The 19,623-nt window shown below is 48.4% G+C and carries 16 protein-coding genes; 11 read left to right on the top strand and 5 right to left on the bottom strand.

The window, feature by feature from the left end:
* The first annotated feature begins 1 nt into the window (after position 1).
* The 4 genes from ACXX53_RS20050 to ACXX53_RS20035 all read left to right on the top strand — a co-directional run bounded on the left by ACXX53_RS20050 (position 2) and on the right by ACXX53_RS20035 (position 4,606).
* Positions 2–262 carry an HPr family phosphocarrier protein gene (locus ACXX53_RS20050; RefSeq protein WP_458570464.1) on the top strand — a complete coding sequence of 87 codons (261 nt, stop codon included), beginning with the start codon at positions 2–4 and terminating at the stop codon, positions 260–262.
* A 47-nt stretch (positions 263–309) separates the two neighbouring features.
* Positions 310–2,049 carry a phosphoenolpyruvate--protein phosphotransferase gene (ptsP, locus tag ACXX53_RS20045; protein WP_458570463.1) on the top strand — a complete coding sequence of 580 codons (1,740 nt, stop codon included), beginning with the start codon at positions 310–312 and terminating at the stop codon, positions 2,047–2,049.
* Between the two features lie 98 nt (positions 2,050–2,147).
* Positions 2,148–3,002 carry a glucose PTS transporter transcription antiterminator GlcT gene (glcT, locus tag ACXX53_RS20040; protein ID WP_458570462.1) on the top strand — a complete coding sequence of 285 codons (855 nt, stop codon included), beginning with the start codon at positions 2,148–2,150 and terminating at the stop codon, positions 3,000–3,002.
* A gap of 149 nt (positions 3,003–3,151) precedes the next feature.
* Positions 3,152–4,606, top strand: coding sequence for a PTS transporter subunit EIIC (locus tag ACXX53_RS20035; RefSeq protein ID WP_458570461.1), 1,455 nt, complete (start codon positions 3,152–3,154; stop codon positions 4,604–4,606).
* A 176-nt stretch (positions 4,607–4,782) separates the two neighbouring features.
* On the opposite strand, the gene ACXX53_RS20030 is transcribed toward ACXX53_RS20035, so the two are convergent.
* On the bottom strand, positions 4,783–5,769 hold the full coding sequence (locus tag ACXX53_RS20030) for a polysaccharide biosynthesis protein (RefSeq protein ID WP_458570460.1): 987 nt from the start codon (positions 5,767–5,769) through the stop codon (positions 4,783–4,785).
* A 17-nt stretch (positions 5,770–5,786) separates the two neighbouring features.
* Positions 5,787–6,410, bottom strand: a complete 624-nt coding sequence (locus ACXX53_RS20025; RefSeq protein ID WP_458570459.1) for a DUF1796 family putative cysteine peptidase — start codon at positions 6,408–6,410, stop codon at positions 5,787–5,789.
* A 231-nt stretch (positions 6,411–6,641) separates the two neighbouring features.
* Here ACXX53_RS20025 and ACXX53_RS20020 point away from each other — a divergent pair, with 231 nt between their 5' ends.
* The 3 genes from ACXX53_RS20020 to ACXX53_RS20010 all read left to right on the top strand — a co-directional run bounded on the left by ACXX53_RS20020 (position 6,642) and on the right by ACXX53_RS20010 (position 9,381).
* Complete coding sequence (locus ACXX53_RS20020; RefSeq protein ID WP_458570458.1) at positions 6,642–7,865, top strand: glycosyltransferase family 4 protein; 1,224 nt, start codon at positions 6,642–6,644, stop codon at positions 7,863–7,865.
* A 135-nt stretch (positions 7,866–8,000) separates the two neighbouring features.
* Positions 8,001–8,549 carry a hypothetical protein gene (locus tag ACXX53_RS20015; RefSeq protein ID WP_458570457.1) on the top strand — a complete coding sequence of 183 codons (549 nt, stop codon included), beginning with the start codon at positions 8,001–8,003 and terminating at the stop codon, positions 8,547–8,549.
* A complete protein-coding gene (locus tag ACXX53_RS20010) occupies positions 8,458–9,381 on the top strand; it encodes an NAD-dependent epimerase/dehydratase family protein (protein ID WP_458570456.1) in 924 nt (307 codons plus the stop codon). Before ACXX53_RS20015 ends, ACXX53_RS20010 begins: the two co-directional genes overlap by 92 nt.
* A gap of 372 nt (positions 9,382–9,753) precedes the next feature.
* Here ACXX53_RS20010 and ACXX53_RS20005 read toward each other — a convergent pair whose 3' ends face one another.
* Positions 9,754–10,440, bottom strand: a complete 687-nt coding sequence (locus tag ACXX53_RS20005) for a hypothetical protein (protein ID WP_458570455.1) — start codon at positions 10,438–10,440, stop codon at positions 9,754–9,756.
* 252 nt (positions 10,441–10,692) lie between these two features.
* On the opposite strand from ACXX53_RS20005, the gene ACXX53_RS20000 reads away from it, so the two are divergent.
* Together ACXX53_RS20000 and ACXX53_RS19995 are read left to right on the top strand one after the other, a co-directional pair.
* A complete protein-coding gene (locus ACXX53_RS20000) occupies positions 10,693–12,435 on the top strand; it encodes an ABC transporter ATP-binding protein (protein WP_458570454.1) in 1,743 nt (580 codons plus the stop codon).
* A gap of 112 nt (positions 12,436–12,547) precedes the next feature.
* Positions 12,548–14,287: an ABC transporter ATP-binding protein gene (locus ACXX53_RS19995; RefSeq protein ID WP_458570475.1), complete on the top strand. Its 1,740-nt coding sequence runs from the start codon at positions 12,548–12,550 to the stop codon at positions 14,285–14,287.
* A 748-nt stretch (positions 14,288–15,035) separates the two neighbouring features.
* On the opposite strand, the gene ACXX53_RS19990 is transcribed toward ACXX53_RS19995, so the two are convergent.
* A complete protein-coding gene (locus ACXX53_RS19990; RefSeq protein WP_458570453.1) occupies positions 15,036–16,361 on the bottom strand; it encodes a glutamate-1-semialdehyde 2,1-aminomutase in 1,326 nt (441 codons plus the stop codon).
* Between the two features lie 41 nt (positions 16,362–16,402).
* The gene (locus ACXX53_RS19985; protein WP_458570452.1) at positions 16,403–17,416 is read right to left on the bottom strand and encodes an LCP family protein; all 1,014 of its coding nucleotides are present in this window, start codon (positions 17,414–17,416) and stop codon (positions 16,403–16,405) included.
* Between the two features lie 359 nt (positions 17,417–17,775).
* Between ACXX53_RS19985 and ACXX53_RS19980 the strand changes: the two genes are divergently transcribed.
* Together ACXX53_RS19980 and ACXX53_RS19975 are read left to right on the top strand one after the other, a co-directional pair.
* On the top strand, positions 17,776–18,831 hold the full coding sequence (locus ACXX53_RS19980; protein ID WP_458570451.1) for an ABC transporter ATP-binding protein: 1,056 nt from the start codon (positions 17,776–17,778) through the stop codon (positions 18,829–18,831).
* Positions 18,828–19,619 (top strand): ABC transporter permease, encoded by a 792-nt coding sequence (locus ACXX53_RS19975; protein ID WP_458570450.1) that lies wholly within the window; start codon positions 18,828–18,830, stop codon positions 19,617–19,619. The genes ACXX53_RS19980 and ACXX53_RS19975 overlap by 4 nt, the downstream gene beginning before the upstream one ends.
* Positions 19,620–19,623 lie beyond the last annotated feature (4 nt).

Here is a 19,623-nt window from a genome sequence, read left to right as displayed (position 1 = left end):
TATGGAAAAACAATTCACAATTAAAAACCCTCAAGGTATTCACGCGCGTCCAGCTGGAGCGATCATGAAGAGCGCGAACGAATTTAAAACGACTCAAATCTCTTTGGAATTCAACGGACGCAAAGTAAGCGCTAAGAGCATCACAGGCGTGCTTACACTTGGAATGAAATCGGGAGATACTGTAAATGTCATCGCTGAAGGCGATCAAGCGTCTGAAGCCATTGAAGCAGTAGGCGCAGTACTTGAATCCATACTCGACTAATAAGACCTTGTAATTACTTAGTAATTAGAAAGAGTGGAGGAACCGATATGCAACTTAAAGGGATAGCAGCAGCTTCCGGATACGCGATTGGGCCAGCATTTATCATGCAGGAGCATTCAACTGAAGTGGAGCGTCAAACGATAGAAGCCGAGGCAGTTGATGGGGAAGTGAAGCGTCTGCAAGATGCTGTAGCGCAAGCGATGATGGAGCTCGAGAAGATCAAGGATGATACCGCCGCTAAGCTGGGGGAGCATCATGCTGAGATCTTTGCCACCCACATTTTGGTGCTCCAGGATGAAGAGTTTATCGGGCAAGCCATAGAGAAGATTCGAACGGAATCGATCAATGCGGAGTTCGCCATGTCAGAGGTGTCTCAACAATTGATCGACATCTTCAGCAGTATGGACAGCGAGTATATGCGTGAACGCGCGGCAGACTTCCGTGATGTGACGAAGCGTGTACTGGGTGCACTTTCCGGCAAGAAGGCTACGTCGCTTAATGACTTCGAGCAGCCTGTTGTATTGTTCTCGCAAGATCTGACGCCTTCGGATACAGCTCAGCTGGATCGCAGCAAGGTCGCAGGCTTCGCGACGAATATCGGCGGACGAACCTCTCACTCGGCTATTATGGCTCGTTCCATGGAGATACCTGCAGTTGTCGGCCTTAAGGTCGGGACCGAGAGCGTCAAAGAAGGCGATATGATCGTTCTTGATGGCGCGAAGGGCTTGATTCTGGTCAACCCGGATGAAGCTACTATCGCGGTGTATGAACAGAAGAAGCAGAAGTTCGAGAAGCGCCGTGAAGAGATGAAGCAGTATAAGGATAAGCCGACTATTACTGCAGACGGTCAAGTGGTGGAGCTTGTTGCTAACATCGGCAATCCTGAGGATGCGCTTGGCGCACGCAACAACGGCGCTGAAGGTGTGGGACTGTTCCGTACGGAGTTCCTGTACATGGGTCGCGATAACTTCCCAAGTGAAGAGGAACAATACAACTCCTACACAGCGGTAGTTGAAACGTTGGGCGCAGACAAGCCGGTCGTGATCCGTACATTGGATATCGGCGGCGATAAAGAGCTGCCGTATCTGGAGCTGCCGAACGAGATGAATCCGTTCCTTGGATATCGCGCCATCCGTCTCTGCCTAGATCGCCAAGAGCTGTTTAAGACTCAGCTTCGCGCCATCCTGCGTGCTAGTGCTCACGGGAACATTAAGCTGATGTATCCGATGATCTCGACGTTGGGCGAACTGCGTGCAGCGAATGCGATTCTGAAGGAAACGCAAGCGCAATTGGACGCAGAAGGAATTGCCTACAATAAAGAAATGGAAGTTGGTATAATGGTTGAAGTACCTGCTGCGGCGATCATAGCTGATCAATTGGCGAAAGAAGCAGACTTCTTCTCCATCGGGACCAATGACCTCGTACAATATACGATGGCTGCTGACCGCATGAATGAGAAGGTGTCCTACCTGACGCAACCATTCAACCCAGCGGTTCTCCGCTTGATTCGCATGGTAGTCAATGCTGCCCATAAGGAAGGCAAGTGGGCGGGTATGTGCGGCGAGATGGCAGGCAACTTGACTGCGATTCCTCTGCTGCTCGGCATGGGGCTGGACGAGTTCAGCATGAGCGCAAGCTCTGTGCTTCCGGCTCGTGTTCTGATGAGCCGTTTGAACCGTGATGAGATGAAGCAATTGGTAGAGGATGCATTGAAGCTCGAGAGCGAAGATGAGATCAAGGTTCTCGTATATGATCGTGTTCCAGCGGTATCTGAATTGTCAATTTAGAATATTAATAACACGGTTCTGAAACTTAATGGAAGGCGTACCTTGCGTGAAGGATACGCCTTCCATTTAATTCTGACATCGTAGAAAGGGGCTTTATATTGTCATCTGAACGCCGATTAGTAGTTGTACGAGCATTAAGCAATAATGTCGTATTGGCGAATGAGTTATTGACAAGTAAAGAGACGATTCTCTTGGGAAAAGGAATCGGATTCGGAGCTAAGCCAGGGGATAAGCTTGCCTATGATGATCCACGGATCGAGAAGAAATTCTCTTTGGAAAGCGAACAGCATCTATCTCAATATCAAGCTCTATTGAAGCAGATCGATCCCGAAGTCGTCACCGTATCGGAGCAAATCATATCGCTTGTAACGGAGCAGCTGACAGGTGATATTAATGAACATATTCACCTTGCACTTCCAAGCCATATCGAGTTTGCGCTGTATCGTTTGCGAAACGATATTGCGATCGAGAATCCATTCCTTTGGGAACTGAAAGCGCTTAACCCGAAGGAATACGAGCTGGCTTCGCAAGCTGCACAAATGATTGGGGATACATTCGGTGTTGATGTGCCAGTAGAGGAGATCGGATTCCTGACTATACATATCCAATCTGCTGTTACTCATGTATCGGTTGGAAATGTAGTGCAGCATAATCACTTGCTGCGAGAATTAGTTGATTTAATCGAGGGATATCTGGGCAATGAGATTCCGAAGGATAGTGTTGATTACTTGCGGTTGGTTACTCACTTAAGGTTTGCAATAGAACGCATTCGAAATGGTGAACGCACTCGAAATCCATTCCGTGACAAGCTCAAAGACATGGCGCCCCAAGAATATTCTATTGCCCGCGAATGCGCAGAGATGATGTCGCGTTCACTCCAAGCTAACGTCTCTGAGGATGAGATTGCCTATATCTCAATGCACTTGTATCGGTTATTTAATAAAGAAGTATAACAAGTAAGCGTATAACTAGCTCGACTAGGCATGAGCTTGCATGACATAACTCAAACATTCCTCCAAAAGTAATGGTGATAACAGGTTTAGGAATAAATTTTCCACTGGTTATCCATACTTTACTTACTTACACAAAGGAGGAACATGTCATGCTAGCCTTTTTACAAAAAATTGGTCGAGCATTAATGCTTCCAGTAGCGACGCTTCCAGCGGCCTCTATTTTAAATCGTTTTGGAGCCATCGACTATATTAAAGATTTTCACCTCGGTGAAACGGTCGGTGGATTCTTAAATCAGTATGTCGCTCCATTTTTAGCAGCCGGCGGCAATGCGGTTTTCAATAACCTGGCCTTAATCTTTGCAATTGGTATCGCTATTGGCTTTGCGGCAGATGCCGTTGCAGTATTGGCTGCTGTTATTGCCCATCGCATCCTGCTTGAGGTGCTGGCGAATGCGCCAGCGGCGTTCACCTTTATACCAAACGACATAAAGCTGGATATGGGTGTTCTCGGCGGTATATTAGCGGGTGGTGTCGGAGCTTATTTCTATAATAAGTATCATGACATCAAGGTCCCGGATTGGCTGGGATTCTTCGGCGGCAAGCGTTTCGTTCCGATTGTCACATCGTTAGCGATGATCATCATCGCGATTCCATTCGCTATGGTTTGGGGGCCCGTTCAAACAGCCCTTGATACTTTTGGCAACTGGATAACCAGTCTGGGTGCGATCGGCTCGGGAATCTTCATGACCGCCAACCGATTGCTGATTCCATTCGGCCTCCATCACGTTATTAATGCGATTGCATGGTTCCAGATTGGATCGTTTACAGATGCTGCTGGTCAAGTGTGGCATGGCGATATTCAGCGCTTCTTCCACGGTGACCCGACAGCTGGTCTGTTCATGACAGGATTCTTCCCGATTATGATGTTTGCTTTGCCGGGTGCTGCATTAGCGTTTATACACACAGCTAAGCCATCGAAGCGTAAAGCTATTGCATCGCTGTTTATCGGAACCGCAATTGCCTCGTTCTTAACGGGTATTACGGAACCCATTGAGTTTGCATTTATGTTTGCAGCGCCTATGCTGTATGTAGTACATGCATTGTTAACAGGCTTGTCCGGTGTAATCACAGCGGTTCTCGGTATTAAGATCGGCTTCGGATTCTCTGCCGGCTTTATCGACTACGCGCTCAGTTTTCCGGATGCAACGAAACCGCTGCTGATCATTCCAATCGGAATCGCGTATTTCATCTTGTATTACTTCTTATTCCGCTTCCTGATCGTGAAGTTTAATCTGAAGACCCCTGGTCGCGAAGACGATGAGGATGATACAGTGGCTAGTGAAGAAGGAAGTGATTCTACGAGCAGCTCACTGCATGAGAAAGCCGTCAAAGTGTTGGAGATGATTGGCGGTAAAGATAATATCATCAACAATGAGGCTTGTATCACCCGCTTGCGTCTCACGTTGAAAGACGAGTCGAAGGTGAACGAGGCCGGATTGAAAGCTCTCGGCGCCGCAGGTGTTATGAGGCTTGGCAAAGGCAACGTACAGATCGTATTCGGTACACAGTCTGAGCTTCTGAAGGAAGAGATTAAGAAGCTATAAGCATGGCGTGCTTTAAGATGATAAATAGTAAAGCATGTATAAATGGCGGTGTAGGAGGCTATTCCTGTACCGTCATTCTTTTATTTTGGTTTGAAGATGAAGAATCATGGAGTAATCGGGAACTCGCTTCCCATTACTCCTCAGTTCTGACTGTTCCCTTTCGTGATACATCCTTCTTAAGCAACAAACCCACCGCGACGAAGCATTTGCTTAATTTCTTCTTTACTCATAAGATTCTCATATGAATGATACGTTTTCTTCTGTACAGGGGGGAACAAGGAATAATAACGCCTTACTTCTTCGTTGTAGTTATTGGGAATAATGATCATGTAATCCTTGTCGTACCGGACAGCGTTTCCGCTTTCGTATTCAGAAATAAGAATTTCATGGATTTTTTCACCGGGTCGAATGCCGCTCTCGACAATCTCAACCTTGTTCTTGCTGTAGGCTTCGATCAACACTTCAGCGAGATCAACTATTTTGCAGGCGGGCATAGACATGACAAAAATTTCGCCTCCTTGGCCTGTCAAGGCGGCTTTTATTAGAAGTTCTGTAACCTCGACTTGAGTCATGAAAAAGCGAGTCATCCGATTATCCGTAACTCCAACTTGGTTCTTTTCCGCAATCTGCTTCAAAAATACCTTAAGGACACTGCCGGTTGTTCCCAATATATTGCCGCCTCTAACACAAATAAACTTCGTTTTTATATTGCCATGGTTGGATAAAATCATAAGTTTTTCCCCGATTGCTTTGGTCAAACCGTAAAAATTGCTCGGATCCGCCGCCTTATCTGTCGACATATTAATGACTTTTTTTACGCCGGTTTGCATAGCTGCTTGAATGACGTTCTGTGTGCCGAGCACATTAGTTTTTAAAGCTTCTATCGGTTGTTCCTCGCACACCGGAACATGCTTTAGCGCTGCTAAATGAAAGACGTAATCGGTACCTTTTAACGCTTCAATAAGTGCCCTCTCGTCCCGTATGTCCCCGATGCAAAAGCTCAGTCTGGCATCATCAAAATCACTTTTCATAGCAACCTGTGCCGATTCGTTCCTTGTGTACACGATGATTTTATTCGGATTAAATGATAACAACTGCCGAACAAGCTCATACCCTAATGAGCCGGTTCCTCCGGTTACCAAAATATTGGATTGCGAAAACATGGAACCCCTCCGTCCATTTATATATGTCGAATTCCGTCAAGTAGTATCTTCCACAAATGATTATTGCCTTCCCATTTCTCTTGATTAGGAAGCTGTATGGCACATACTTTATCAAGCGGCCAATTTAGCTCATAAATTTCTCCAACGGGGGCGTGGTTGACCAAAAGAATGGCAAAATCGTGTTGTACAAGCCCGCTTAACACCATCTGTAGATCATACGCATCTTGGAAGTTCCCTTCCGTTCTCACAAACAGAATACGTTTACAGCTGTTCGCCTTTTCCAAAAAACGATCGATACGCCGTTCAAACTTTTGTTTGACTTCGGGATAAGTATCTAAGTGGGTATAGGTATTTTGTTTTTTTGAAAAATCGTGGTTTGAGAGTATATGATACACATCATCCGATACAAGCAGCATTTCCTCAGTAGCATCACCCACCACCCTCAAATTCTGAAGCTCCATAAATCCTTCAAAACGATTCATCAGCAAACGGTTTACATCCGAAAGCTGCGGTGAACCCATCCAATCTAATACTCCGCTATAAGGCCTTAAGTTATTTTTCTGTAGCTGAATCGAAGCCAGACAAAGATCTCCAAGGCTGAAAATGCCGTCGTAATCCCCCTTTAAGTCCGCAAGTCTCATAGCTGTGATACCTCCTTTGTTAAAAAATCGGTCATTCTTTCCGCTAGTTTCTTACTTGATCGGAACGTAACATACTACCCCCTCTTTCTATTATTGCTAATTTCTATTTGATTCGGATTTTCGCAAAATGATTGTGTTTGTTAATTAATGTCTTCGCCCGAACTTGTCCATTGCTTGATGAATATATTAACGAGGTAATAATTTTTATTTAGAAAGGAAGAGAAACACACAATGAAAATCTTGCTTGCCACTTACTGGCCCGTCCCACACGTAGGTGGGGTATGGCCTTTTATGCTTCAGCTTAGAAATAGGATGCAAGCGTTGGGGCATGAAGTTGATCTTCTCGGTAATGGGAACGATAGTACAAACTCATTTATTCATATGATCAATCCAGACCGAAGGATTTCCAAAGACAAGCTGCTTCCGCTGCTGAAAGCCAAGCTGGATTTAGCCTCGTATCCTGTACTGCATGCGAACCCGCTCGTCCATTACGCAGAATTCCAGAGATATATGTTTGAGCTTGCTTCCGCGTATTTCAACGTAAGTGGTTACGATATCATTCATACGCAGGATGTCATTTCCACCACGGCGATGGCCAGGATTCGCCAGCGGAACACTGCGCTTGTAGCCACTTTGCATGGCTGTGTCGCTCATGAAATTCGGAGCATAAAGCAACCAACCGATTTTGTAGCCCATTCCTACTATGATGCGATCGAACATATAGGTGCTACCTCAACCGAAATGACTCATGTGGCCAATCAATGGTTGAAGGGAATTTTGACCTCTGAATTTAATGTACCTCACGAGCAGCTACAAGTGTTTCCTTATGGTTTTGATGTTGACAATTTTTCCGAACAAATAATGGTGAAGACAGACGTCCAGCGCCCTCACGATAAAAAAGTCATTATTTTTACAGGTCGGCTGGTAGAACTTAAAGGCATCCATCACCTTTTGTCCGCCCTTGGCAAATTAAAAGAGAAGCGCAAAGATTGGGTTTGTTGGATTGTGGGCGAAGGGGAGAAAAAGGAGGAGCTGTTGAAGCAAAGAAATACGTTAAGTTTGGAGAAACAGGTTCAGTTCTTGGGAAAGAGGGATGATGTCCCAGCTTTGCTGCGTTTGGCCGATATATTTGTACTGCCAAGTCTCACTGAAAATCAGTCCGTGTCTTTAATTGAGGCCCAAATCGCAGGGAAGGCATGTGTTGTGAGCAATGTGGCGGGCTTACCGGAGATGGTTGAGCACGGCGTAACAGGTGTTCTTTGTCCGGTAGGAGATATTGATGCATTAACCCGTAAATTGGACAAATTGCTTGAAAATGAAAGATACCGCATGAAGTTGGGCAAAAAAGCGCAGAACTGGGGAATGAAGCATTGGTCCATGGATGCAATGACGGATAACATGCTCCGGGTTTATAAAAAAGCAATCGAAAAAAGAAGACAGGGATGGTGTGAATGAAAAGACTGTCGGCTTCCATGAAACGCTGGATACGAAGTCAGTATTGGAAATTAATCTCGATGCCATGTTGGGTTATAGTGAAGCAGCGGTATGAATTTATTGTAAAGAGAAAGAATTCCTATGAGGTTGATGCAAATGTATAACTCCATGTTTCTATCGCCGTCGCCCTACATGGATGTATTGGTAGACAGTAGAGTCTGGAACACCACCGTTTCAAGGCTGCCTGCGGACTTTTCCTTGCCTGATCCGGCATTACTTGATGTTCTGCTTTCAATGACAGGCGATTATTACAGTAGTATATTTTCTAATACTTTGCCAGTGCGAGGAGTATTCGTTGACGGTTCAGTATGGGAGCGTATCAAGACTGTGCTGCCGGAGGGTTACATGATCCCAGATCCCAACTCGGTTCAGATCATGAAGCCCATGACTGCACAGCATTATAGCCATTTGTTCTCATCCAAAATAGCCGCACGCGAGATTATAGTGGATAGCAAGGTTTGGGAACCGATCGCAACCAATGTACCTGAAGAGTATTGCATACCAGATCTTGCAACGATGGATGTTCTAATTAATTATAAAAAGGAGCAAAAATATGAAGGCTCTTGTAACGGGCGGAGCAGGATTTATCGGGTCCCATCTTGTAGAACAGCTTGTGGCAGACGGATTTCGCGTGTCCGTGATTGATAATTTGCAAAGCGGGGGAGTAAGCTATCTTCATCCGGAAGCTGTGCTTTATGAAGAAGATATTCGTAGCGATAGGATAATAGATATCATTGTCAGAGAAGAACCAGATTATGTATTCCACCTTGCCGCACAAGCGGATGTACAACAATCGATGGACGACCCCAGATACGATGCGGATGTCAATATTATCGGAACCGTAAATGTGCTGAAGGCTTGCCAACAAGCTTTCGTAAAAAAACTGATATTTTCCTCCACAAGCGGCGTTTACGGAAACCTGCAAAAGGAGCGGATCTTTGAAGAAGACCCTGCGAACCCTATTTCATACTACGGTTTGTCCAAAAGGACGGCCGAAATTTATCTTCAATTTGCCTGCATTCTACGAGGACTTCCTTTTACTATTCTTCGTTATAGCAATGTATACGGCCCAAGACAAACGCCAAAAGGAGAAGGTGGAGTCATAGCGGTCTTTATTGAAAAAATCAAACATGGTCTGCCCATAAATATTTATGGTGACGGTAGTCAAACGCGTGATTTCGTGTTTGTAAAAGATGTCGTACATGCAAATATCGCCGCGATCAAGCTCGGTCATGGAGAAACCATTCATGTTAGCACAGGCAACAGCATTTCGATCAACGAACTGGTCACGATGCTTAAACAGATACACACTTCTGAGATTAGGGCACATTACTTGTCAGCGAGAGATGGGGATATAATACACAGCTGCCTAGATTGCGATAAGGCGTACCGTTTGTTAAATTGGCAATCAAAAGTGGATATGATGAAAGGATTATTAAAAACTTATAGTCAGTATCGTGGCAAACCTTGTTTGTAATATAAAAGTTGCAATTTCCTTGACTATGTCTGATGGGAGTACGGAGCGAGTCATCCGACATTGCTCAGGAATTAGGACGTCATCATTCCAGTACTGCCCGTGAGTTGAAACGCTATCAGAAATCCAATGTGTATGGTGCAGATGCAGCAAAGGTACATTACCTAGAGGCTTGAAGCCATTTGGGCTCTTGAACAAATTGCTGCTCGAATGAAATTGGACGTTCCTGAGCTCAATGTATATTTCCAGACAATCTATTGTTGGGTGTACAGTGGCTTATAGTAAAAAGCTGCTCTACGGTCTGCAGGCATGCCATTATTGTGGTGTTACTTCAATTAACGGATCGTGTGTCCGTGAGTGAGATGAACAATATCATTACTTCATATTGGACGCTGAATTGATGACTAACTGATCGGTAAGAAGGGTTATTCGCTCATAGATCGGAGTGTCAAATAGCTCCACTTGAATCTTACCATCATTCGTATTGCTGTAGAACATTTCGGGGGATAGGCCGTGAATCTCATATTCAATGGTTCCATCACCCTTATGGATGTCTACTTGTAAGTCGCGCATCGTTGAATGGAGATGGCCATACGCATCTTGAGGTAAATACATATACGTGCCGTCCTCATTAGAACGATAATAGCGGCTAAAGATCTCTTCCGAATGCTTCACACTGTAGTAGTCCTGCACAGCTTCAAGAAATAACTGCTTCTCGCGTTCCTCGATGACGGTGCCGTCCAAATATCGCAGCAGCGAATTCATCCACTCCTCAACGTCCAAGAACCAGGAATACATCGATAAAGGATCGTCGAGATGGTCGCTCTTCAGCTTCTGCGGAGCGGTCAGATGAACGACACTTAAGATAGTTTCCATGTCGACGAGGGTTCTTTCCATTTCCTTATGCGCTGCTATTGCTTCTTTCGACTGTTCGGAGTCGCCTTTTCTCAATACGGTTTCTATTACGTCGGTGACTTCATGAGTCTCGGCTGATGAATCAGAAGAACTGCACCCCGTAATGATTATTCCTGTGATGATTATGAGCATGAGCAATGGCTTCATCTACTAAATCCTCCAGTTCATATTATCTCCTTATGGGAATATGCCTGAATTACTTCTGTCTCTTTACATAACGCAAAAAATGCTAAAAAGTTACTGTTTGAGCTCGATTGATTTGCTATAATATTACAACTACTCATAGTGCCCATTGAAATGGTCTGATCAGAAAAAGGAGGAAATAAATTGAACCTAGTTGGCATTTGTACTAATATCTAACTGTTATCATATCGGTCCCGAGAGGAGGCATGCGACTTTATGCTAGTTCGTCATATTACGAAGCATTGGCCTTTGTATCTCACAGCAATCGGTTCGATGGCATTGGCCAACATGATTTACGCGATCTATCCCAGTCTGCTTGGACAGTTCACGGATGAACTGCAACGGCAGGAGCTGACTCGCGCGAGCGTGGTACGTTACAGCTTGTGGTTGCTTGCAATCGGAGTGGGATACGGAGTGCTGTTCGGAATTGGGCAATACGTGAATCATCGTTTAGGACGGAAGTTTGAGTTCAACATTCGTGAGCGTCTGTTTCGCCACTTCACGAGTCTTAGTGAACATTTTTATTCGAAAAATGGTGTCGGCAAGCTGCTCAGCTATTTTATGAATGATGTGTCCTCGGTGCGTGAATCGATCGCAAATGGCATTAACCAGACGACCAACGCCTCTTTCCTGCTAGTATCCGTGTTGGTCATGATGTCGTTAAGCGACATTCCTCTGCATGTGATGGTTGTATGCGCACTGCCGCTGCTATTGATCCCTTTCTTCGTAATCTACTTCGGCCCTCGGATTCGGATTCGCTCACGTGCTGTGCAGGATTCGCTGGCATCGATGACGGAATCGGCAGAGGAGCAGTTTGGCGGTATTAAGGTCACGAAAACATTCGCGGTCGAGCATACCGCAGAAGAAAGGTTCGGAGCCACAGTTGATCAGATTCGCGACAATCAATTGAGATTAGTCCGTATGACCTCGATGTTTCAGACGCTGATTCCGTTTGCGGGCGCGATGTCGCTCGTCATCGCCATAACATACGGCGGCTTGCAAGCGATTCAAGGTCAGCTTACACTTGGCAACTTCGTTACATTAACGCTGTACCTGCGCATGATTATTACCCCGCTGCAGCAGATTGGCAACGTGATCAATATGATTTTGCGCTCGCGTGCCTCGCTTGATCGTCTGAATCGATTGCTGGCGGAAGAGCCGGATATTCGGGAGAGCGAGGATCCATTGCCGATGCCGAGTACGCCGGTCGCACTAGAGATACGCGACTTAACATTTACCTATCCTGACACGGACGTGCCTTCACTGCGAAATATCGATATTCGGGTGGAGCCTGGGAGTACGCTTGGCATCGTAGGACGCACTGGCAGCGGGAAGACAACACTGGTCAAGCTGCTGCTGCGCATATATGATCCGCCGGAAGGGACGGTGTGGATTGGCGGGCATGACATTCGCGATCTGACGCTGGAGAGCCTGCGTACTCAGGTGGGGTATGTACCTCAGGATGGCTTTCTGTTCAGCACCACGATTCGCGATAACATCGCCTTCTACGATCGCAGCGTGGATGAGGATTCGGTGAAGTCTGCGGCAAAGCTGGCTGAGATCTATCAGAACATCGAAGGATTTCCTGAGCAATATGCAACGAAGTTGGGTGAACGCGGCTTAACGCTGTCCGGAGGCCAGCGTCAGCGCACTAGTCTTGCGCGCGGATTAATTAAGGAGTCCCCGCTGCTTATTCTGGATGACAGCGTGAGCGCAGTGGACGTTGTGACGGAGACGAACATCCTAACGAATCTGCAGCGAGCAAGGCAGGGGATGACGAATATCGTGATTGCGCATCGGATCAGCGCGGTTCGCCATGCAGATGAGATTATCGTGCTGGAAGAAGGCGAGATCATCGAGCGCGGCACACATGAGCAGCTGTTGCGGCAAGGCGGATACTATGCATCGCTCTATGCGATACAGGAGGAGGGGATGCAGGATGTCGGCAACATCGGGTAGTGGTGCTGGTAAACATGGTGGTATTCATGCTGGCGGCAGCGGAGCCAAAGATTCGAGATCAACCAATACTTACGAAGTATCCAAGGAAGACCGCAAACAAGCATTTCGGACCATGCTTTCATACGCTAAGCCGCATCGCCGTTCTTTCTTGTTCGTATTTGTATGCACCTTCTTCGCGATAAGCGCAGACCTGCTCCAGCCTTATTTAGTTAAGATAGCGATTGATGATAATGTGCTGACGGGAGATCATGGCGTTAAGACGCTGCTGCTGATTGGAGGAGCGTATCTGCTGCTTGCCGGGCTCAGCTTTATTTTTTCTTATATTCAGGCGAATCTGCTCCAGAAGGTCGGACAGAGCATTGTCGGGCAGCTCCGCAAAGATCTGTTCCGCCACATATCCCGGCAGTCGATGTCGTTCTTCGACCGCATGTCGAGCGGCAGTCTGGTGACGAACGTGTCGAGCGACACGGAAACGATCAACCAATTCTTCACGCAGGTGCTGCTAAGTCTCGTGCGCGATGGGCTGATGCTTATACTCGTCGTGGCCTTTATGTTTTCGTTGGATGCCGAGTTGGCGGCATACTGCCTGCTGCTGTTCCCGATTATATTCGGCATCGCTATCGGCTTCCGTAAGCTACTGCGTTCCGCGTACCAGCGTTCGCGCGGAGAGCTGTCGCGTTTGATTGCATTTATTGCTGAGAACTTAGCGGGTATGAGCCTGATTCAAGCTTTCCATCAAGAACAGGATCAGACCGATCGATTCATAACGCAAAATAAACGCTACTTTAAGGAGAACCTGCGCGAGGTGCGCACGAGCATCCTGTTTAACCGTTCATTTGATATACTAGGCAACGTCTCAGTGGCGTTTGTCGTATGGATGGGCGGCTTCGCCGTGTTGGGCAAATCGCTGGAATTCGGTGTACTCTATGCCTTCATCAATTATATTCGCCAATTCTTCCAACCGATTAACCAAATCACTCAGCAGTGGAACACGCTGCAGTCCACGACAGTATCAATGGACCGCCTCTGGCGAATATTCCGCGTCCAGCCTGAGGTGCAGGATCCTGCTCCGGAAGCGGCCGCCGCCTTGAGTGCTGATGACGTGCAAGGCCGCGTAGACTTTAACCACATTCGATTCGCATATATCGATAATCGAGATGTGCTGTTTGATCTAGATCTGCACATTCGTCCCGGCGAATTCGTCGGCATCGTCGGTACTACGGGCGCAGGCAAGAGCTCGCTCGTGAACCTGCTGGCGCGATTCTATGACGTGAAGCGCGGAAGCGTGCAGATCGACGGCGTCGATATCCGCAGCCTGCCGCAGGAGACGCTGCATCATATCGTCGGACTTGTACAGCAGGATCCATTCCTCTATTCGGGGACGATCATCGATAACGTGCGCTTGTTCCAAGAAGATGTATCACCGGAAAAGGTGAAATGGGCCTGCAAAGCGGTTGGTGCGCACAGCATGATTAAGCGATTGAAGCAGGGTTACGATACGCGTCTATCCGAACGGGGCAGCGGATTGTCAGCGGGCGAGCGGCAGTTAATCTCGTTCGCGCGCATTCTGGTTTTCCAGCCGCGCATTCTAATCCTTGATGAGGCTACGGCTCATCTGGATTCCCATACCGAGCAGTTGATCCAGCAGGCGCTGAATGTCGTATCGGAAGGGCGAACGACGCTCGTGATCGCGCATCGTCTGTCAACGATTCAGCATGCTGATCGAATCATCGTGATGCAGGAGGGTAAAGTCGTCGAGGAAGGCTCACATGAGACGCTGCTGGGTCAAGGCGGGTATTATGCTGAGTTGGTAAACCATGCTAGACTAGATCGTATGGCGGAGCAAATGTAACTGTAGAGCGTAGAGCTACTTGTGCGGGGCATCTTTCTTGATCCATGGGATCAGGGGGATGCCCTAAGTTTGTCGGTGTCTGTATCGGAAGGGTGATTCCATCCACTTATGTGGACACAGGAGCCGCTATTTGTGAACAAAGCGGCATTTTTGAAGGCTTAGCGGACACAGAAGCCGTTATTTGCTTCAAAACGGGCTGAATGCTGCTGATTTGGTGCAAATAACGGAACCACGGTCCGGAAGGAGCGCAAAATTGCGGTGTTTGTAAGAAATAACGGATCGTGTGTCCGCGCCGTTGTTCGTGTGCCATGCGGCAGAAGCCGAAATGGACACAGAGGCCGCTATTTATGAAAAAAGCGGCATTTTTTGGGCCTTAGCGGACACAGAATCCGTTATTTGCATCAAAACGTGCTGATTGCAGCTGATTTGGCGCAAATAACGGAACCACGGTCCGGATGGAGCACGAAATTGCGGTGTTTGCACAAAATAACGGCTCGTGTGTCCGCACCGTTGTTCGTTTGCCATGCGACGGAAGCTGAAGCGGACATAGAGGCCGTTATTTGCATCAAAACGGGCAGATTTCTGCTGATTTGGTTCAAATAACGGGACCACGGTCCGGATGGAGCACGATATTGCGGTGTTTGCACGAAATAACGGCTCGTGTGTCCGCAACTACAGTGCGCAGAAAGAACAAACGCCCGCCCTCCGGCCGCTTCGTGTTAGCGGATAGGAGGGCGGGCGTTTTAAATTATGCTTCTTGCGCCATGCGGCGGAAGCTTTCATGAGCCGCTTCAATCGTGCGGTCGATATCTTCGAGCGTATGCTCGGTCGTCAGGAACCAAGCCTCGTACTTCGATGGCGCCAGACAGATGCCTTGGTCCAGCATGTGGCGGAAGAATGCCGCGAACTGCTCGCTGCTCGTATCCTGCGCCTCCTCATAGTTGGTGACCGGATGGTCGCAGAAATGAGTGGAGAACGAGCCGCGTATGCGGTTGATCGTCAGCGGGATGCCGTACTTGTCAGCGCCCGCTTGGATGCCGTCCGTCAAGCGGATCGCCAGCTCTTCCATGCGCTCATAGGCGCCTTCGGCCTGCAGCACCTCGAGGCAAGCGATGCCCGCCGCGATCGAGGCCGGGTTGCCTGCCATCGTACCTGCCTGATAGGCAGGGCCGAGCGGCGCAACCTGCTCCATGACCTCCTTGCGGCCGCCGTAAGCGCCGATCGGCAGTCCGCCGCCGATGATCTTGCCGAGCGCGGTCAAGTCCGGCTCGATAGCGGCATGGTCCTTGAAGGCGCGGTACGTCTGGCTGGAGCCGTAATGGAAGCGGAAGGCGCTGATAACCTCGTCATAGATGACGAGGGCGCCATGCTCGCGTGCCAGACGGCACAGCCCTTCAAGGTAGCCTTCATGCGGCATAACCATGCCGAAGTTGCCGACGATCGGCTCCACCATCACAGCGGCGACATCGTCGCCCCAGCGCACGAGCGCTTCCTTCAGGCTGTCGAGGTCATTGAACGGAACCGTGATGACCTCGTGCGCGATGCTGGTCGGAATGCCGGCGCTGTCCGGAATGCCGAGCGTGGACGGGCCGGAGCCTGCGGCCACGAGCACCAGGTCCGAGTGGCCGTGATAACAGCCGGCGAACTTAATGATCTTGTTGCGCTTCGTATAGGCGCGAGCTACGCGAATCGTCGTCATGACCGCTTCCGTGCCGGAATTGACGAAGCGAACCTTATCCAGGGAAGGGATCGCTTCCTTGAGCATACGAGCAAGCTTGATCTCAAGCTCAGTCGGCGTTCCGTACAGCGTGCCTGTCTCGGCAGCATGGGTGATTGCTTTTGTAATATGAGGATGCGCATGTCCCGTAATGATTGGACCATATGCAGCTAAGTAGTCGATATATGTATTGCCGTCCACATCCCAGAAATGCGCTCCTTGCGCGCGCTCCATAAATACTGGCGCTCCGCCGCCCACAGCCTTAAAAGAACGGGAGGGGCTGTTCACGCCTCCTACGATGTGTTCCAGCGCTTCTTCATAGAGCTGAGCGGAACGTGTCCGTGGTTGCATAGTCATTGGTATTCCATCTCCTTCATGTTGTTTACAATGTGATCGGATCACGGTGTCGGAGCAGAGTCTGCCATGCTGGCAGGCGCTTGCTTCGCTTCCAGCGCATCGCGAATATAGGCTTGCATCGCATCCAGATCGCTTACCTTCAGAACATCAGCGTTATGAACCCGAGTTTCCTGCAGCAGATTGGAAGGCGGGAGCTGCAAGTTCTCCCCCATGCTGACACCTAAACCTAATGCGCCAAGCTTAATCATATCATCAACTGTGAGGTTCGTGTCCACATATGGAGATATTTGATTAATTAAATACGGCAGCTGAATAATGGACCATGTCGATTTCATCTCTTGCGCGACAGCGGTCAGCAGCTCTCGCTGCCGCTTCGTCCGACTGAAGTCTGACAGCGCGTCATACCGAAAACGAACATACTGAAGCGCGCTTTCACCGTTTAACTTTTGAAGGCCTTTCTTCAGATTAATATCATACTCCTTGCCGTCCGCCTTCGAGGTGTAATGCATATCCTTCTCGACTTCAAATTCAATGCCGCCGAGCGCGTCGATCAGCTTGATAAAGCCTTGAAAGTCGGTGTAAATATAATATTGAATGTCGAGTCCCGTCCAATTGCTAAGAGTTTGCATCGCAAGCTTGTGTCCACCATAAGAATACGCCGCATTGGCGCGATCATTACCGTACTCCGGAATCGTTAGATAGGTATCTCGAAGAATCGACATCAGCGTCGCTTTCTTCGTCTTCGGATCGATGGAGGCGATCATCATCGTATCGGTCCTCGGTGATTCATTCGACTTCAGTCCACGTACATCGGCACCCAGCAGCAAGATGTTGACGCGCTCCGTACCATCCCATTTTGGCGGCTCGGGGGGTTCAGGTACAGCAGGTGCAGTCGCAGAAACATTTTCACGTTCATACTCTTTGGTGATCACGGGTGTTTTATCGCCTTTGTTCAAGCTGTTCAGACTGTCATACAGCCACCAAGTATAGGCGCCTGCTCCACCTACGACGAGAAGTGTGAGAGTTAGCACGATTACCTTCCATTTTTTCCTCATCCACATGAACCATTTCATTTATGATTTCCGTCCTTTCGGCAGTCGGAGAGCAGAGGGGAGTGGTCTTGGTGTGTTTCGTTCCGACTCACTTGTGCCTGAGTATGCTTAAGCATGTCCGTGCAATATCCAAGTTGTCTCACTATATTATAAAATTTACAGTTTGTTGAAGCAATTCATGACTACAAACTTACGAATGAAGCAGATGTGACAAAATAAGTTATGGTCTGTTGTTGATAAACGGGGGTCACTTAGTTAAAAAATGTGATACTATCTTATTTGTTCCCATTATGAGCTATCCTACAAAAGGATCAGCGCATCAATGGAACTTGACTGATAGGAAGAGGGGAAGTAACAAGATCATGAATGCAATAGAAGTAGATAAGCTGCGCAAGACGTTTCGCGTACAGCGCAATCGCGAAGGTCTGAGCGGCGCGCTGAAGGATCTGTTCAAGCGTGAATATAACGAAGTAACGGCAGTTAAGGATATCTCGTTCACGATTCCAGAAGGCGAGATATGCGGCTATATCGGTGAAAATGGCGCAGGCAAATCGACGACGATCAAGATGCTGACGGGCATACTCGTTCCGACTGCAGGCAAGCTGCAGGTTCAAGGATATGTGCCGTTCCAAGAGCGCGAGGCGTTCGTGAAGCATATCGGAGTCGTATTCGGACAACGCAGCCAATTGTGGTGGGATATCGGTGTGATTGAATCATTTCGACTGCTGCGCAAAGTATATCGTGTTCCGGAAAATGACTTCAAGCGCAGACTGGATGAGCTGGTTGAGCGCTTGCAGCTGCAGGAGCTGTTGAATCGACCCGTGAGGAAGCTGAGCTTGGGTCAGCGGATGCGCTGCGAGCTCGTGGCATCTCTGCTGCATCAGCCGAAGGTGCTGTTTCTCGACGAACCGACGATTGGGCTCGATATTGTCGTGAAGACGGAGATTCGGGAATTTCTCCATCATCTGAATCGGGAGCACGGAACGACGATTCTGCTGACTACGCACGATCTGCAGGATATTGAAGCGCTCTGCTCACGAGTTATTATGCTGGATGACGGCAACATCATTTATGACGGCGGACTAGATCATCTGAAGTCGACCTGGGGCAAGGGGCGCGAGATTCGCTTCCAGTTCGCGGAGCAGGTCCAGATCGCGAGGCTGAAGGCGATGACCGCAGGACTGCCTGTCCAGTGGGAGCAAGCCTCAGCGCTAGAGGCCAGCGCGTTCGTAACCAATGGCGGCAACGTATCCGACATCATTGGGCTAGTCGTAGGTCAAACCGCGATTCGTGACCTTAGTCTGCATGAGACGAATACGGACGAGATCGTGCGGGAGATCTACAAGACGGGATCAGCGGATGCCAAGGCAGTACCGCTCGTGAATACGGCCGAGAAAGAAGAGGCGCTTGTTCGATGAGCGCTTATATGGAATTGATCCGCATTCGCTTCCTGATGATGCTGGCTTATCGCATCAATTATTATTCAGGCATCTTAATCTATACCCTGAATATCGGCGTCTACTACTTCACGTGGCAGGCGATATACGGCGGGCAAGGGGAGATTGCAGGATTCACTGCTGATCAGATGACCACCTACATCGCGGTATCGTGGATGGCGCGCGCCTTTTATTTTAACAACTTGGATCGTGAGATTGCGAATGAGATTCGCGACGGCAGTGTTGCGATTCAGTTTATTCGGCCTTATAACTATTTGATCGTTAAGCTGATGCAGGGCTTCGGCGAAGGTGCGTTCCGGTTGATCCTATTCATGACACCGGGGCTTATTATCGCCTGCCTTCTGTTTCCAGTGCAGCTGCCGACGGATCCGAAGCTGTGGCTCATATTTGCATGGATGCTGTTTATGAGCTTTCTCATTAACACGCAGATCAACATTATTACGGGATTGAGCGCCTTTTTCATGGAGAACAACGAGGGCATGATGCGGATGAAGCGGGTGATCGTGGATCTATTTTCCGGAGTCATCATTCCGATCTCCTTCTTCCCAGGCTGGCTCATTACGTTGAATGAATGGCTGCCGTTTCAAGCGATCACCTACCTGCCGAGCTCCGTATTTACTGGACGTGTAGCAGATAGTGATATTCCGGGTGTTCTAGCTGTGCAGCTTGTATGGTTCGCGATCCTTATTATCCCGATTCTGCTGCTGTGGCGTGCTGCGCGTCAGCGGCTGTTCGTACAAGGAGGGTGAGAAG

It is taken from the genome of Paenibacillus marinisediminis (assembly GCF_054343325.1).
Note: the sequence above shows the minus strand (reverse complement) of the source record. Positions and strands in the feature narration are given on the sequence as shown.

Coding starts and splice junctions, on each gene's coding strand:
- ACXX53_RS20050 (WP_458570464.1), top strand. CDS start 2: ATGGAAAAACAATTCACAATTAAAAACCCTCAAGGTATTCACGCGCGT.
- ptsP (WP_458570463.1), top strand. CDS start 310: ATGCAACTTAAAGGGATAGCAGCAGCTTCCGGATACGCGATTGGGCCA.
- ACXX53_RS20035 (WP_458570461.1), top strand. CDS start 3,152: ATGCTAGCCTTTTTACAAAAAATTGGTCGAGCATTAATGCTTCCAGTA.
- ACXX53_RS20030 (WP_458570460.1), bottom strand. CDS start 5,769: ATGTTTTCGCAATCCAATATTTTGGTAACCGGAGGAACCGGCTCATTA.
- ACXX53_RS20025 (WP_458570459.1), bottom strand. CDS start 6,410: ATGAGACTTGCGGACTTAAAGGGGGATTACGACGGCATTTTCAGCCTT.
- ACXX53_RS20020 (WP_458570458.1), top strand. CDS start 6,642: ATGAAAATCTTGCTTGCCACTTACTGGCCCGTCCCACACGTAGGTGGG.
- ACXX53_RS20015 (WP_458570457.1), top strand. CDS start 8,001: ATGTATAACTCCATGTTTCTATCGCCGTCGCCCTACATGGATGTATTG.
- ACXX53_RS20010 (WP_458570456.1), top strand. CDS start 8,458: ATGAAGGCTCTTGTAACGGGCGGAGCAGGATTTATCGGGTCCCATCTT.
- ACXX53_RS20005 (WP_458570455.1), bottom strand. CDS start 10,440: ATGAAGCCATTGCTCATGCTCATAATCATCACAGGAATAATCATTACG.
- ACXX53_RS20000 (WP_458570454.1), top strand. CDS start 10,693: ATGCTAGTTCGTCATATTACGAAGCATTGGCCTTTGTATCTCACAGCA.
- ACXX53_RS19995 (WP_458570475.1), top strand. CDS start 12,548: ATGCTTTCATACGCTAAGCCGCATCGCCGTTCTTTCTTGTTCGTATTT.
- ACXX53_RS19990 (WP_458570453.1), bottom strand. CDS start 16,361: ATGACTATGCAACCACGGACACGTTCCGCTCAGCTCTATGAAGAAGCG.
- ACXX53_RS19985 (WP_458570452.1), bottom strand. CDS start 17,416: ATGAGGAAAAAATGGAAGGTAATCGTGCTAACTCTCACACTTCTCGTC.
- ACXX53_RS19980 (WP_458570451.1), top strand. CDS start 17,776: ATGAATGCAATAGAAGTAGATAAGCTGCGCAAGACGTTTCGCGTACAG.
- ACXX53_RS19975 (WP_458570450.1), top strand. CDS start 18,828: ATGAGCGCTTATATGGAATTGATCCGCATTCGCTTCCTGATGATGCTG.